Source organism: Halomicrobium sp. HArcht1-1, from assembly GCF_058933285.1.
The window spans coordinates 2840662-2854847 of sequence record NZ_JBZYDL010000001.1 but is presented as its reverse complement, the minus strand read 5'-3'; the positions used below and the strand labels follow the sequence as shown (position 1 = coordinate 2854847).

Here is a 14186-nt window from a genome sequence, read left to right as displayed (position 1 = left end):
GATGATGCCAGTATAGGCCGGCAGAAGGTCGGGAACGCAAATCTCTGGGTGGTCGGTGATGAGTAGCAACAGTCACCCGACATCTCTGTATCCCACAGAGGAACAATACAGACGGTGGGAGAAAGAGGCAGGAGAACTTGGGATGTCGATGCCGGAGTTCGTCGAGTGCATGGTTGAGGCGGGAATGAAGAAGTTCGACTCCAACGTCACGCCGGATGAAACGAACCTAGAACTCCGGAAACAGCGCAATGACCTGAAGGAAGAACTAGAGGGTGCGCGGAACCGAATCGACCGGCTGGAAGACGAACTTCATCACGGCGAGCAGGGAGCAATCCGCGAGTTCGTCAGAAGAAATCCGGGAGCCACTTACGACGAAATCGTACAGCACGTCATCGACACCGCTGCCGGGCGCGTCACTTCTCATCTGGAGGGTCTGGAAGGTGACGCCTTACAGGTCAAATCGGACGACGACGGCACCGACCTGTACTACCCGGCAAACAACGGAGGGATCGAATAGTGGCTCGCGGCGACCACGACAGGCCCGGACGACCGTCAGGGGTCGAAATGCGGGCGAACCAGGACCCGAAGGCGCGGATGGGCGTTTTCAAGACTATCGATGACGTTCCCGATCGCTACCGGTTGTCGTACTACGCAGAGGAATTTCGGGGTAACGATACGTGGTCGTGGTATCTCATGCTCCGTTTCGACGGTACTGTTAATCAGGCACAGGGGCAACTGGGGAAGTGTCGGGCGGGAGAAATCGAACGGTGTGGTCGATACTTCAAGCAGTTCATGCACCGAGAACGGGATAGACACCACGCCTTGGCAACTCCTGTAGATATTGAATCCTTTCTCTCTGAGATCAAAGACGGATACAAGAATCCGACAAAGCAACCACGGGCAACTTCGACAGTCTACGATACGTACTTCGCGCCAGTCAATCGGTTCTACGACTGGCTTCAATCGTGGGTCGACTTCCCTCACCGCCACCACCCGGTTCTCATGGCGTGTGCTAATGGCGGTGTCGCCCGCGAGTGCTGGGACTATCGGATGGGCTTAGCCGACAAGCAATTCACCAGAAAGAACGGTGATGCAGATGAGTAGTGACAACCACGATAAGCACGAGCAGATTGCTGACCGCTTCGGTCGTACGACTGACCCGTTAGCCGAATACAACGAAGACTTCTGGGCGATGGGGAGAGAAGATAATGTCGACCCGTTCCAGCTGTTCCTCGATGAACAGGTGAGAAACCGTGACCACGCTGACGACACCATCAAGAATCGGGAGCGACACGTTCGGCAATTCCGGGACTTCATGACGGAACATTACGACCGGCATCCCGCGTGCGCGTCGTCTCGGCACGCGATGGAGTGGGCAAGGGCCTTTCTCAACGACGGTCTCACGAAAGGGACCGTTGCGAAGAAGTTGTCCACGTTACAGCTTGCCTACACCTATTTCGGGAACGAACCGAACTTCCCGCACAAGACAAACTTCAATCCCTTCGGGTCAGCCAAAGGGAAAATCGACCTTAGCAAAGAGTCACCCCAAGATCCGCGTCCCATCCCACTCTCAGAACTCCGGGGAGTGATTCAGGAGGACATCCGCCATATCCGAGATCGTGCTCTCATCGTCACTGGATTCAAAACGCTGCTCCGGGCGTCGGAAGTCTGTAACATCAAACTCAGCGAGATTCACATCGCCAATTCCGAGCTACAGGATCACTATCCAGAACTGGGAACACATCCGACCCTTGACGGTCGCCCGAACGCGCTATACGTCCCCAACGACCGGGAACGGAACAAACGAGAGCGGCCGACAATCATTCCGTTAGATGGCGAACTTCGCCGTGTTCTTCTACAATATCTGTTAGTCCGGCCCGATAACGGCGAACCGTGGCTGTTCCTGTCGAAGACGAAAGGCTTGAAGATGGACCACACGAACGTTAACGACCGGTGGAAGGAGTACTTCCGTCCACGCTACGGCCCGACCGACCGGTTTCGAGGCGTGTCCTCGCACTACGGTCGGCACTTCGGAACGACATGGTTCAAGGTCGAACAGAACTGGCCCCGCGACCTTGTCAAGTACCTACGCGGAGACCGTCAATCGGGTGGTGAAATCCGGTCAACCCGCGACGCGATCGATTCCTACATTCACACCTACTACGAAGACATAGAAGACCGCTATCGGGAGGATGTCTTCAAGTTCCGAATCTAACCGGTTATTCTGTTAGTGTCCGGGATAGTCCCGCTCGAACCGCTCATCAATCTCATCAGAGTCGATATGAATTAGCACCGGGCGACCATGCGGGCATGCCCACGGGTTTTCACAGTCGTCAAGTGCCGATAGCAGGTCGACGACCGACCCGTCGGTTAGCGACGTGTTCCCCGTAATCGACGGGTAGCAAGCCATGTCCGATAACAGTTCGTTGGCGACGGCTTCGACAGTCTGTTCCGCCGCTTCTTCCCCTGTCACCAAGTCGGCCAAGACGTCGCGGATTACCGACGGGCCGGCGGATTCGGCGACAAGCGCGGGGACGGTCGTTACTTTCACCGTACGATCGTCGACGCGGTTCGCGTGAAAGCCCAACCGGGCAAGCGCGTCTTCGTAGCTGTCGAATATCGCGGCTTCTCCGGAGGTTAATTCGAGCCGGACCGGTTCGGCTAACGCTTGAGTGGTCGTTTCGCCTTCGAAGCGTTCCCTTAGCCGTTCGTAGTTGATTCGTTCGTCGGCGGCGTGCTGGTCGATTAGGATTAGTCCGTCGTCGGCTTCGGCTACGATGTACGTGTCGTGTAGCTGTCCCATGACGCGAAGGTCGGGAAAGTTATCGAATTCCGTCGACGTGTGGGCGTCGTCACCGCTAAGGGTCGTTTGGGTGTCCGGTTTCCGGGCGATCGGTGACTGTGATTGGCGGGTGTGCGGCGACGACCGCGTCGAATCGGATGTCGACGACGGCCCGGGTGACGATCCCGACGACGGCGACCGGGACGTTGTATCTTCCGCCGACGAACCCACGGGTGACGACGAAGATGTCGAAGACGCCGACGATGTCGACCCGGGTGATTCGGTATCGGGCGATTGTTGGGATGTCCCGGCATCGGTCGTGAGTTCGGGCGTGTCCTCGACGGCGGTGTCGTCGGTTCCCGTGTCGGCGGTGCTATCAGCCGTTGGTTCCTCTGTGTCGTCGGATGTCGACGACGGTTCAATTTTCGTTTGATCGGGGGCACTCCGTCCACGCGGGGCCGATGATCGAAGACCTCCTTCTTTGCGGAGTGCGTCTTCGACGATGGTGCGAACTTGGCGCTTGACGGCCTCCTCTTCACTCCATCTTATCTGCATCTTCCGGGGGTGGACGTTCACGTCGACGGTCGCCGGATCGACGGCACAGAACAGCACCGCGAAGGGGTACCGATCGGGCGCGAGCTGGGTGTCGTAGGCGTCGACGATCGCCTCTCTGACGGCGTCGGCCCGGACGTACCGGCCGTTGACGTACGTCGAGAGGTAGTCCCGGCTCGCGCGGTTGGTCTCGGGGTGGCTCACGAGTCCGGTCACCGACTCCAGTGGTCCGTCCGGCAGATCGCCGTCGTCCACTTCGATCATCGACTGTGCGACCTCGCGGCCGTACACCGAGAGGACGGTCGCTTCGAGATCGCCCTGTCCCGTCGTCGCGAACGTCTCTCGGCCGTCGTGTGACAGCGTCACCGCCACGTCGGGATTCGCGAGCGCGTAGCTGGTGACGACGGTGTTGACGTGGGCGAACTCCGTGCTGGCCTGCTTGAGGTACTTCCGGCGGGCCGGGACGTTGTAGAAGAGATCGTCGACTTCGATGGTCGTCCCGGCGGGACAGCCCGCTGGCTCGACGGCGGTCACGTCGCCGCCCTCGACGACGAGTTCGGTCCCCTGCCGATCGCCTCCGCGTGGGCGCGTGGTGATCGTCGTCCGAGAGACCGCCCCGATCGCGTGCAGCGCCTCGCCACGGAAGCCGAGCGTCCCGACGCCGCTCTCCAGGTCCTCGATCGAACTGATCTTGCTCGTCGTGTGCTCTTCGACGGCTCGCTCGACGGCCTCGCGACTCATCCCGATCCCGTCGTCGGTCACTTTGATCCCCTCGATACCGCCCTGCTCGACGGCGACGCGGACGCGGTCGGCGTCGGCGTCCAGCGCGTTCTCGACGAGTTCCTTGACGACGCTTGCGGGCCGCTCGACGACCTCCCCTGCCGCGATGCGCTCGACGGTCGCCGAATCGAGCTGTCGGATCTCGGTGTCTGTCCCCTCGCTCATTGTCCGATCGTATGGCGGGAGCGCCTTGAGCCTGCGGGCTCCGGTGTGGGCGGTGGCAGAGTGTCACGTCGCTTCCCGCCGGGAACAGGTTGATAACGCCGTATCGAGTACGCTCTCGTGTGCCAGCAGGATTCGATCCATCCGACGTGCCACTGTACGAGGACCAGCAGGCGCGCGACGACGCCTACTACGAGGCCGAGGCCGAATCGACGCCCTTCTTCGCCGTCGAGCGCTACGAGGAGGGGTACGCGATCACCTACGATCTCCTGCCGGCGGGCTACGAACTCTCCGAGCCGATGCGCAAGGAACTCAACGAGCGCGTGACCCGCAAAGTCGAAGATGTCGTCGGCGACGAGGCGCTCGCGACCGTCGAAGTGAGCCGCTCGATCGGCGCGTCGCTCGGCAACGTCTCCTTCTTCCAGCAAGAGGCGACGGCCCGCGACGTGGCCGCGGTGATCTCTCGGCTCGTCCTCGCCGAGGAAAACTGGGTCGAGGCCGACGAGCCGGCCGACCTGCCCCCGACGGAGATCCAGAAGAACTGATCCCGTCGCGGGCGGGATCGGCCTCAGACTGCGAGCGCCTGCCAGCCGAAATACAGCCCCGCGAGGACGAAGGCCGCGCCGACCGCCCGGATCAGCGAGTGGTACCGACTCCCCGCACTCTCCCCCGATCCGTACTCGCCGCGACGATCCTGCGGGCTGCGTCCGGCGCTGTAGGCGGTCCGGACGGCTCCCGGCGCGGCCAGGAAGACGAGTCCCAGGCCGACGCCGAGGACGGCCGCCAGGACGGTACGAGTGTCCATCTCAGTTGCGGAGCCGCTCGATGCGCTTCTCGACGGGCGGGTGCGAGGCAAAGAGCGTGGCCAGTAGGCCGCGCTCCTCGCCGAAGATACACAGCGCGCTGACCTGCTCGTCGATCGCGGAGTCCTGGGCGCGCTCGCTCCCACGCGAGATCTTCTCCAGTGCGCTGGCCAGTGGCTCGCCTCCGACCTCCGCTGCGGCGTCGCTGTCGGCGACGTACTCCCGGTACCGGGAGATCGCCAGCACGAACACCATCACGATCAGCTGGACGATCTGGCCGACGACGATCGCCAGGAAGAAGTCGGCCAGGTCGTTGTCGCCGGTCAGCAGGACGATCCACTGGGCGGCAATGGAGACGATCGAAGCGATTCCCTGGCCCAGCACCATCATCACTACGTCGCGGTTGCGGATGTGAGCCAGCTCGTGGGCGAGGACGCCCTCGACCTCGTCTGCGTCGAGGAGCTGGAGCAGTTCCTCGCTGACGACGACCGTCCCGGCACCCTTGCGGCCGACGGCGAAGGCGTTGGGCACGCCCATCCGCGCGACCATCAGCCGCGGTTTCTCGATGCCCATGTCCGTCGAGAGGTACTCGACTTGCTTGTGGATCTGGGGGAAGCGGTCCTCTGGCAGGTCTTCCGCGCCGACGCTGCGCAGGGCCGCCCACTTACCGATCTTGTACTGGACGCCGACGAAGAGGACGCTCCCGACGAGGATCAGCGGGAGCGCGCGCTCGCCGAACAGCCCCATCAGCACTACCGCGGCGACCGCGTAGAAGCCAAACAGCAGCGACCCCACGAACGCCATCCGGGCTTTCAGTCCGACGTGTCTCATACACGCCCCTCTCTGGTCGCCACTTGAGAACCTTCTGGCCTGTGTGCCCGAGAGGCTATACTGTTGGAGAGACAACAACTCGGCATGGTGCTCGACGTTCCCACGCCCGACCCCCCGTCGTTGCGCGGTCCCCAGACCAGAGGCGACTACGAGGCGATCGACAACGAGATCGTCGACACGGGCGACGACTACCGTCGACAGGAGGTCGAGGGGTTCCTCCGGGCCGGTGCCTGGCAGGACGCCTTCGAGGAGTGGACGACCAGCGCCGGGCTCTCGACCGCGGAGTTCGCGGTCGTCGAACGGCTCGATCTGATCGAGGCGTTCGACTTCTACTGGGACCCCGCCAGCGACGAGGTCGGGTACCGCGCCCCCGAACTGCCCGACGACGCCGCCGACGAGTACGATCTCGACGATCCCGACGGGATCGACATGGCGCTCGATTCGCTGGGGCGGATCGTCTCCGAGGTCCTGGAGAACGACTACGTGCTCCGGGACGACGACGACTTCGGCTTCTTCGACGACGAGGACGTGGCCTACGGCGACCGCGAGGAGTGACGGCTCTCGGAATCTGAGAGCGGTTTTCACCCGCTGGGAACACGCGTCCTCTTATATCCCGTATCACCGCCAACACGTACATGTGAGGGAGAGATTATGGCAACCAACACGGCAAACCCCCTGGCGACGGACTTCGAGCTCGAGTTAGACGGGCCGCTGACGAGCTACTGGCTGGCCCTGCTGCGGGTCATCACGGGCTGGTGGTTCTTCCACGCGGGCGTGACGAAGCTCATCGAGGACGGGCTGGCCTACAGCTACGGACCGATGTACATGCAGGAGATGACGGGCACGGCCCTGGGACCGATCCCGGTCTGGATGGGGAACAACCTGGCATGGTTGATCGCGCCGGGTGTGCCGCTGTTCGAGACGCTGATCGGGCTGGCGCTGATGGCGGGCCTGCTGACGCGGCTGGCGTCCATCGGCGGGGTCACCTTCATGACCCTGTTCTGGATCGGCAACGCCGAGTTCGGCCATGGACTGGTCAACAGCGACCTGATGGGGCTGCTGTTGTTCATGACCGTGCTCGTGCTGGGCGCGGGCCGATACTACGGACTCGACGCCATCGTCGAGCAGACGAAGCTGGTCAAACGCCACCCGAAACTACGCTACATCCTCGGCTAACGAGGTGACACACAATGACTGACACCACAACGACCGTCGACCGTATCGCGCTGGGACTGAGCGGTGCCCTGTTCGTGCTGGGCATCGTCGTCATGGGCGTGCTGGAGCTGCTGGCAGGCAAACCCTACAGCCCGGCCCCGCTGACCAACGACGCCGGCGAAGTGATCGCGACGCCGCTGCTCGACCCGACGCTGCGAACCGGGATCGTCATCGCCGCGCTGCTCGTGCTGGCCGTCTGGGGTGCCTACAAGCTCGCCACGCCCATGGCCACCGACGCCGCCGACCGCGCCGAGATGACCGCCGACTGAGACGACCGGCTGTACATCTGTGACCGATTTCGCCACCCCGAGGTGGCGAAGCTCGTCACGAAGGTACCGCCGGCAGTATGAGAACGAACCCACTCCAGCCCGCTCGACTCGCTGCCCCGTCGCGGGACTGTTTCGACGATTTTCGCGACCGTCTCTGTCGCGCTGACTGTCACTGTCTGGCAACGTCCGTCACTCCGAGATCGCGAGACGTGTCCCAGGCACACAGCCGACAGTGTCCGGAGCCGTCGAGCAGCCGGACGCCGAGCCGTCGGGGCGTGTCGAGTTCTTCGACTTTCGAGATGACCCGGTCGATGTCGTACTGGACGCGGCGGAGTTCGACGCTGTCGTCGTCGGCGCAGGCCGCCCGCGGATCTCCGTCTCGTGGCTGGCCGACGCTCCCCGGATTGACGATCAGGGGCCGAATGAGGTGTGGTAGCAAACATCGACCGACCCGAACTGTTAGGTCCCTCCCCCGGCGCTATGGACCATGGCCCGGTACGTCATCTCCGATCATCACTTCGGGCACTCGAACATCATCGAGTACTGTGATCGGCCGTTCACGTCGGTCGGCGAGATGGACAGCGCGCTGCTCGATCGCCACTACGAGACGGTCGATCCCGACGACCTGCTCGTCCACCTCGGCGACGTTGCTATGGACATGCGGGACGGCCAGGAGACGATCGAGTACTTCCAACAGCTGGGCGGGGATCTCCTGTTGCAGGGCAACCACGACGTGGGGCTCGATCCCGCGGGGGCTCCGTTCCCGGTGCTCGACTCGTGTGTCCTCGAACACGGCGACTACCGATTCTACTGCACGCACCGCCCGGAGGACGTGCCCGACGACTGGGACGACTGGGTGATCCACGGGCACATCCACAACAACGACCCGGAGACGTACCCGTTCGTGGCTCCCCGAGCCCGGCGGGTCAACGTGAGCTGTGAGCTGCTGGGGTTCCGTCCGATCGCGCTGGAGACGCTGACGGGAGTGCTGGACGCCGCGACGACCAGCCTCCGAGACGTGGCGGCAGCGAAGGCGCTGGTCGAGGAGTGATTCCCAGCGGCTGAGAGCGCAGTCCCCTCCTTTTGACTGGGGCCGACAGAGAGTCAGCCATGGACCAGTCAGACCGCGTCTGCCAGTACTGGGACGCAGGCGAGTGCGAGGGGACGCGACACTGCCCGCCGCGGTGTCCACGGTTCGTCGACCGAGAAGGTTCGTCCTGGGTCATCCGCCCGGCGGCCGACGGCGACCACGAGGCCCTCGTCGCGATGTACGACGACTTCGCGCCGGGACAGGCGGCACAGGGATTGCCGCCACGGACGCGCTCGCGGATCGCCGACTGGCTCGACGGCCTGCTCGACGAGGGCTGTAACTTCGTCGTGGCCGGCGAGACCGGCCTCGTCGGCCACGCGCTGTACACGCCGACCGACGACGCCGAGCCGGAGTTCGCCGTCTTCGTCCACCAGGACTACCAGGGACGGGGCATCGGGACCGAACTGAGCAAGCACGTCGTCGCGGCGGCGGCCGTCGCCGATCGCGAGGCGCTCACGCTGATCGTCGATCCGGACAACCGCACGGCCCGCCGGCTCTACGAGAAACTGGGCTTCGAGGTCGTCGAGGAGTTGCCGTACGAGGAACGGGGCCGCAGGACGGCGATCCTCCGGCTCCGTCGACCACTGGACGGCCAGGACGGCATCGAGTACCAGCACGTCCCGATCGTGGGGACGAGACCACGCGGTCGCTGATCGCTGGTCGCGTCACCCGTCGTCCAGTTGCGCTTGCCACTCCTGGACCGTCGCCATCAGCTCGACCGGCGGCGTCTCGTTGACGTCGAGTTCGCTCAGCTCCTCGACGACGGCCTCGGTCTCGGGGTCGAGTCCCGCGTCCGACGCCTCGGCCGCCGTTCCACCGTCGGCGGTGGCCGGCTCGCTCTCGTCGGCGCGTTTGAACCTGCCCGCGTTCACGTCGAAGACGGTCTGGACGGGCTCGGACGACCCGCTGCCTTTCGCCTCGATGGCCTTCTCTTCGCGCAGGCGATCGAGCACCGTCCGAGAGCGGTCGACGACGGGCTCTGGGACGCCCGCCAGGTCGGCGACGTGGATCCCGTAAGAGCGGTCGGTCGGCCCGTCTCGCACCGTCCGGAGGAAGGTCACGTCACCGTCGGACTCGTCTGCGGTGTGTGACTCAGCCCCACTGGCAGTCGGCGGTTCACCGGCGACGGCGACGTGGACGTTGTGGACGCGGTCGAGGTGGTCGGCAAGCGTCGTCAGCTCGTGGTAGTGCGTCGCAAAGAGGGTCTTCGCCCGGACCTCGTTGTGCAGGTACTCGGTGGCCGCCCAGGCGATCGAGATGCCGTCGTAGGTCGCGGTGCCCCGGCCCACCTCGTCGAGTATCACCAGCGAGTCGTCGGTCGCGGAGTGGAGGATGTTGCTGAGTTCCTGCATCTCGACCATGAACGTCGACCGGCCCTGGGCCAGTTCGTCCAGCGCGCCGACGCGGGTGTAGATCCCGTCGACCAGTCCGATCGTCGCCGTCCGGGCGGGGACGAAACTGCCGACCTGTGCCAGCAGCGTGATCAGCGCCGCCTGGCGCATGTAGGTGGACTTGCCGCTCATGTTGGGGCCGGTGACGATCAGGAACTGGCGCTGGTCGTTCGCGTGTCCGCTGGCACGCTCCCGGTTCGGCGGGGAAGCCGCCCCGTCCATCCGGAGGTCGTTGGGGACGAACTCGGTCGTCTGTTCGACGACGGGGTGGCGGCCGGCTTCCACGTCGAGTTCGCGCCCGTCGGTGAGTTCCGGACGTGTCCAGTCGTTGCGGACGGCGTGGATCGCGAGCGACGCGAAGGCGTCCAGTTCTGCCAGCACGCGACCCACGTCCTGTAGCAGCGTGGCGTCCTCGGCGACTCGCTCCCGCAGGTCGCCGAACAGCTCGTACTCTAGCTCGTGGCGCTGTTCTTCGAGCCGGAACACCTCGCGTTCCTTCTGCTGGAGTTCGTCGGTCGTGAACCGCTCTGAGTTTTTCAGCGTCTTGATCCCTTCGTAGCCCTCGGGGACCTCGTCGGCCTCGCTCTTGCCGACCTGGATGTAGTAGCCGTCGGTCTTGTTGCGGTCGACCGAAAGGTGCGTGATCCCGGTCCGCTCTTTCTCGCGGTCGGCCAGCGTGTCGAGCCACTCCAGGACCGACTCGTGGCGCTCGATCACCTCGTCCAGTTCCTCGTCGTACCCCTGCTCGAAGAGGCCACCCTGTCGGACCGTCCCAGGTGGATCCGCCACCAGTGCGGCGTCGAGTTCGCTCGCCAGGTCGGCGGCGGCATCGCGGTCGAGCCGATCGAGAGCGTCGGCCAGTGGCGAGTCGGCCAGTCGATCGTCCTCGTCGATCACGTCCTCGACCGTCGCCAGCAGCCCGAGCGTCTCGGCGACGGCCCGCAGATCCCGGGCGTCGGCACTGCCCGAGACGGCTCGCGAGGCCAGCCGTTCGAGGTCGTAGGCGTCGGCCAGCATCTCACACAGCCGTTCGCGGGCCATCGCTGCCTCGGTCAGTGCGGCGATACAGGACTGGCGGCGCGTCAGCTCGGCGCGATCTCTGCGTGGCCGCTGGAGCCACTCTCGGAGCAGGCGCGCGCCGGCAGCCGTCGTCGTGTGGTCGATCGTGTCGAACAGCGAGCCGTCGGTCCCGCCTTGCATCGTCTCGGTCAGTTCGAGGTTGCGCTGGGTCGTCGCGTCCAGATTGACGTGGTCGGTCGCGCCGTAGGACTGCAGGCGCGTGATCGAGGCCAGCGTCCCGACGCCGGTGTCCTCGACGTAGGACAGGACGGCACCGGCGGCACAGATCGCGGCGTCGTCGTCGGTGATACCGACGCTGTCGACGGTCTCGGGGCCGAAGTGGTCGCGAACGCGGTGGCGCGCTCGTCCGGGCGCGAACGACTCCTCGGTGTGGACCGTCAGCGCCGCGTCGGTCCGCTCGCGCAGGCGATCGAGGAAGTCGTCGTCGCCACGCAGGTCGGGGCCGGGCAACACCTCCGCGGGGTCGAACTTGTACAGCTCCGTTTGAATCCGTGTGCGAGCGTCCGGGCCGTCGAGTTGGGTCACGTGGAACTGGCCGGTGGTCACGTCGGCCACGGCCAGCCCGTAGCTCCCGTCGGCTCCGTCCGCCGGGTCCGACGAGTCGCCGTCGGTACCGACGACGGCAGCCAGGTACTGGGCGGCGTCGTCGGTCGTCTCCAGGTGGGTTCCCGGCGTCACGACGCGCGTGATCTCGCGGGCGTGTCCGTCTGCGGTCTCGTGCTGGTCGGCGACGGCGACCCGGTAGCCTCGTTCGACCAGCGCGGAGACGTAGGGGGTCAGATCGTCGACCGGCACGCCCGCCATCGGGTACGAAGAGCCGTGGGAGGACTTCTGACTTACCTTCAGGTCGAGCTCGTCGGCGACGATCTCGGCGTCCTCGTCGAAGAACTCGTAGAAGTCGCCACACTGCATCGCCAGCAGATCCGCGTCACTGTCCGCCTTCAGCGAGAGGAACTCGCCGACGATACCCGTCGCCTCTGTCATACCCGCCCCTGGGAGCGACGGGTGCCTAAGGGTTGTGGGTCGTCGATTGGTCCGTGTTCCCACGGGTCAGCTATTTGTCGGGTGATGTGCAACAAGTGGTCAATGGGCGAGGTGACGCGTGGTGCCGTCGCGGTGCTGGTCGTGGTGGTGCTCTCGGGGAGCATCGCCCCCGCGGTCACCGTCGCCGACTCCGCTGCCGCCGAGACGACCGTCGACACCGACGTGCCGGCGTCGGCGGACCAGTCGGGTTCGCCGTCCCGGCAGCTGTCTGCCGGCGTCGACCAGTTCGGTCTCGGCGTGGGCGACACCGCCGGTAGCGACACCGGCCAGCAGGACGACGGGACGCTGGGACTCACCCAGCGGTTCCACCGCTTGCCCGAGCGTCCCGGCACGGTTCGGGTCAGACTGGCCTACAGCGTCCCGGCACGTGTCGTCTCCATGCGGGCCGCGCTTCCCGACGGAGCCACTTTCGTCTCCCAGCGGGGATTCGTCCGCGACAACGAGACCCACTTTCGCTGGCGTGCCACGACACAGCAGCCGACGCTGACCTACGACTACCGGATCAACGAGACCATCGACCGGACGGGGCCACACGGGACCGACGGCCGCGCGCTGTACGCGGGCACGGGCAAGTGGGCGCTGTTCGAACGGCCGCCGACGCCGACCTACTGGGAGGCGACTGGCGGGACGCCGATCGTGTTCGACCGTGGCTCGTCGACGGCTGGTCCCGGCGCGGCCGGGGAGTGGCTCGTCTACCTCGGCGAGCACGAACTGCACGAGCGGACCGCCCACGGCCAGCGGTTCCGGCTGGTCGTCCCGGCGGCCGCGACGCTGTCGGAGTCTCCGTCGGCGATCCTCGACGCACTGGCAAACAGCTCCGACGCGTTGCGCGTCGGCGATCGCGACGAGACGGTGTTCCTGATCGCCGCGCCCACGGGACCCGTCGAGTGGGGCGTCCGGGGCGTCCAGACCGGGGACACCGACGCCTGGGTCCGGGACACGGAGCCGCTCGACCAGCCGGACAACGCCTGGCTCCACGAGTACGTCCACACCCGGCAGGCGTTCACGCCCACGAGTCGGACGGCCTGGTTCACGGAGGCGTCGGCGTCGTACTACGCGTCGTTGCTCTCGCTCGAACAGGAGTCCGTGGCGTTCGAGGGATTCCGTGACCGACTGGCCCGCGGGACCCATCCGGTCTACGACGGGGTCGTGCTCTCGAACGTCTCGACCTGGGAGGGCGCGCCCGACTACGACAGGGGCTCGCTCGTGGCCGGCGAACTGGACCGTCGCCTGCGCGTCGCGACCGACCGCGAGCGGACCCTCCAGGACGTGTTCCGGGAGATGAACGGCCAGCAACAGCCGGTGTCACAGCTCGACTTCCTCGAACTGCTGGCGACGACCGGGGGAACGTCCGTGCTGGACGAGGGCCAGACCTACACCGAGACCACGGCGTCGGTCGAGACGTGGAACCGGACGACCCACGCCGCCGTCTTCGGCCAGCTCCCGGCACGGGTCGGATACGAGCTGCCGCCGGCCGGCGACGCCGAGGGCTACCGGATCACCGGCCCCTACCGAAACGAGACGATCGCGGACGACTCGATCCAGCTGGTGACCGGCGAGCGCCTGACCGTCGACACCCTCGTCAGCAACGCCGGGGGCACCGCGGGCGTGTACAACGTCTCGATGCGGGTCAACGGGACGGTCGTCGACGAGACGAGCGGTCGGATCGAGGCCGGGGAATCGACGACGGCTCCGCTGTCCCATCGGTTCCCGACGCCGGGTACCTACCACGTCGTCGTCGACGGCGAGCGGCTCAACGTCACCGTCCAGCGGCCGGTGAGGGCCAACGTCGTCAGCCTCGACGTCGAGCCCACGGCCGCCGAGCAGGGCGACACCGTCGTCCTGACCGCGACGCTGTACAACGGCGAGCCGCGACCGGGCGAGGCGACCGTCGTGTTCACCCGCGACTCAGAGGAGGTCGGCCGCCGGCACGTGACGATGCCGGCCTACAACAGGACCTCTATCGAGCGGGAGATCTCGCTCCCCCGTCCGGGCGCGGTGTCGCTCGGTGCTGGCACCGTCCCCTCCGTCGAGGTGATGGTCCGACCGAACCGCGTCCGGACGATGACCGCCACCGAGACGCCGACGCCGACGGCGACCAGCCGCGGTGACGGGGCGGGACCCGGCGTCGTCACTCTCGTCGTGGCTCTGTCCGTGCTGTGGGTCGCTCTCCGCTACCGGCGGTAG

The 14186-nt window shown here is 65.6% G+C and carries 14 protein-coding genes and 1 pseudogene; 10 read left to right on the top strand and 5 right to left on the bottom strand.

Going from position 1 to position 14186, the window contains the following annotated elements; genetic code table 11:
* The first annotated feature begins 58 nt into the window (after window positions 1-58).
* From AC5FRZ_RS14885 to AC5FRZ_RS14875, 3 genes are read left to right on the top strand one after another with little or no spacing between them, the layout of a single operon-like run.
* A complete protein-coding gene (locus AC5FRZ_RS14885) occupies window positions 59-517 on the top strand; it encodes a hypothetical protein (protein ID WP_493564975.1) in 459 nt (152 codons plus the stop codon).
* Window positions 517-1104 carry a hypothetical protein gene (locus AC5FRZ_RS14880; RefSeq protein WP_493564974.1) on the top strand — a complete coding sequence of 196 codons (588 nt, stop codon included), beginning with the start codon at window positions 517-519 and terminating at the stop codon, window positions 1102-1104. The genes AC5FRZ_RS14885 and AC5FRZ_RS14880 overlap by 1 nt, the downstream gene beginning before the upstream one ends.
* Window positions 1097-2215, top strand: coding sequence for a tyrosine-type recombinase/integrase (locus AC5FRZ_RS14875; protein ID WP_493564973.1), 1119 nt, complete (start codon window positions 1097-1099; stop codon window positions 2213-2215). Before AC5FRZ_RS14880 ends, AC5FRZ_RS14875 begins: the two co-directional genes overlap by 8 nt.
* 12 nt (window positions 2216-2227) lie before the next feature.
* Here AC5FRZ_RS14875 and mutL read toward each other — a convergent pair whose 3' ends face one another.
* On the bottom strand, window positions 2228-4279 hold the full coding sequence (gene mutL / locus AC5FRZ_RS14870) for a DNA mismatch repair endonuclease MutL (RefSeq protein WP_493564972.1): 2052 nt from the start codon (window positions 4277-4279) through the stop codon (window positions 2228-2230).
* A 119-nt stretch (window positions 4280-4398) separates the two neighbouring features.
* On the opposite strand from mutL, the gene AC5FRZ_RS14865 reads away from it, so the two are divergent.
* Window positions 4399-4821, top strand: coding sequence for a hypothetical protein (locus AC5FRZ_RS14865; protein WP_346775207.1), 423 nt, complete (start codon window positions 4399-4401; stop codon window positions 4819-4821).
* Window positions 4822-4844: 23 nt separating this feature from the next.
* On the opposite strand, the gene AC5FRZ_RS14860 is transcribed toward AC5FRZ_RS14865, so the two are convergent.
* Together AC5FRZ_RS14860 and AC5FRZ_RS14855 are read right to left on the bottom strand one after the other, a co-directional pair.
* Entirely contained in the window at window positions 4845-5081 is a 237-nt protein-coding gene (locus AC5FRZ_RS14860; RefSeq protein WP_372480162.1) for a hypothetical protein, read from the bottom strand.
* A 1-nt stretch (window position 5082) separates the two neighbouring features.
* Window positions 5083-5910 (bottom strand): M48 family metallopeptidase, encoded by an 828-nt coding sequence (locus AC5FRZ_RS14855; RefSeq protein ID WP_208627247.1) that lies wholly within the window; start codon window positions 5908-5910, stop codon window positions 5083-5085.
* 63 nt (window positions 5911-5973) lie between these two features.
* Here AC5FRZ_RS14855 and AC5FRZ_RS14850 point away from each other — a divergent pair, with 63 nt between their 5' ends.
* From AC5FRZ_RS14850 to AC5FRZ_RS14840, 3 genes are all read left to right on the top strand, one after another.
* Window positions 5974-6465 (top strand): DUF7992 family protein, encoded by a 492-nt coding sequence (locus AC5FRZ_RS14850; RefSeq protein WP_372480163.1) that lies wholly within the window; start codon window positions 5974-5976, stop codon window positions 6463-6465.
* A 96-nt stretch (window positions 6466-6561) separates the two neighbouring features.
* Entirely contained in the window at window positions 6562-7086 is a 525-nt protein-coding gene (locus AC5FRZ_RS14845) for a DoxX family protein (protein ID WP_493564971.1), read from the top strand.
* Between the two features lie 14 nt (window positions 7087-7100).
* A complete protein-coding gene (locus tag AC5FRZ_RS14840; RefSeq protein ID WP_372480165.1) occupies window positions 7101-7394 on the top strand; it encodes a hypothetical protein in 294 nt (97 codons plus the stop codon).
* A gap of 241 nt (window positions 7395-7635) precedes the next feature.
* On the opposite strand, the pseudogene AC5FRZ_RS14835 reads toward AC5FRZ_RS14840, so the two are convergent.
* Window positions 7636-7809 (bottom strand): annotated as a pseudogene (locus tag AC5FRZ_RS14835) (metallophosphoesterase family protein); the annotation flags it as partial.
* Window positions 7810-7881: 72 nt separating this feature from the next.
* Between AC5FRZ_RS14835 and AC5FRZ_RS14830 the strand changes: the two are divergent.
* On the top strand, window positions 7882-8445 hold the full coding sequence (locus tag AC5FRZ_RS14830; RefSeq protein ID WP_493564970.1) for a metallophosphoesterase: 564 nt from the start codon (window positions 7882-7884) through the stop codon (window positions 8443-8445).
* Between the two features lie 59 nt (window positions 8446-8504).
* Entirely contained in the window at window positions 8505-9137 is a 633-nt protein-coding gene (locus AC5FRZ_RS14825) for a GNAT family N-acetyltransferase (protein ID WP_170092641.1), read from the top strand.
* A gap of 12 nt (window positions 9138-9149) precedes the next feature.
* On the opposite strand, the gene mutS is transcribed toward AC5FRZ_RS14825, so the two are convergent.
* Window positions 9150-11939, bottom strand: coding sequence for a DNA mismatch repair protein MutS (gene mutS / locus AC5FRZ_RS14820; protein WP_493564969.1), 2790 nt, complete (start codon window positions 11937-11939; stop codon window positions 9150-9152).
* Window positions 11940-12041: 102 nt separating this feature from the next.
* On the opposite strand from mutS, the gene AC5FRZ_RS14815 reads away from it, so the two are divergent.
* A complete protein-coding gene (locus AC5FRZ_RS14815) occupies window positions 12042-14186 on the top strand; it encodes a glycyl aminopeptidase (RefSeq protein WP_493564968.1) in 2145 nt (714 codons plus the stop codon).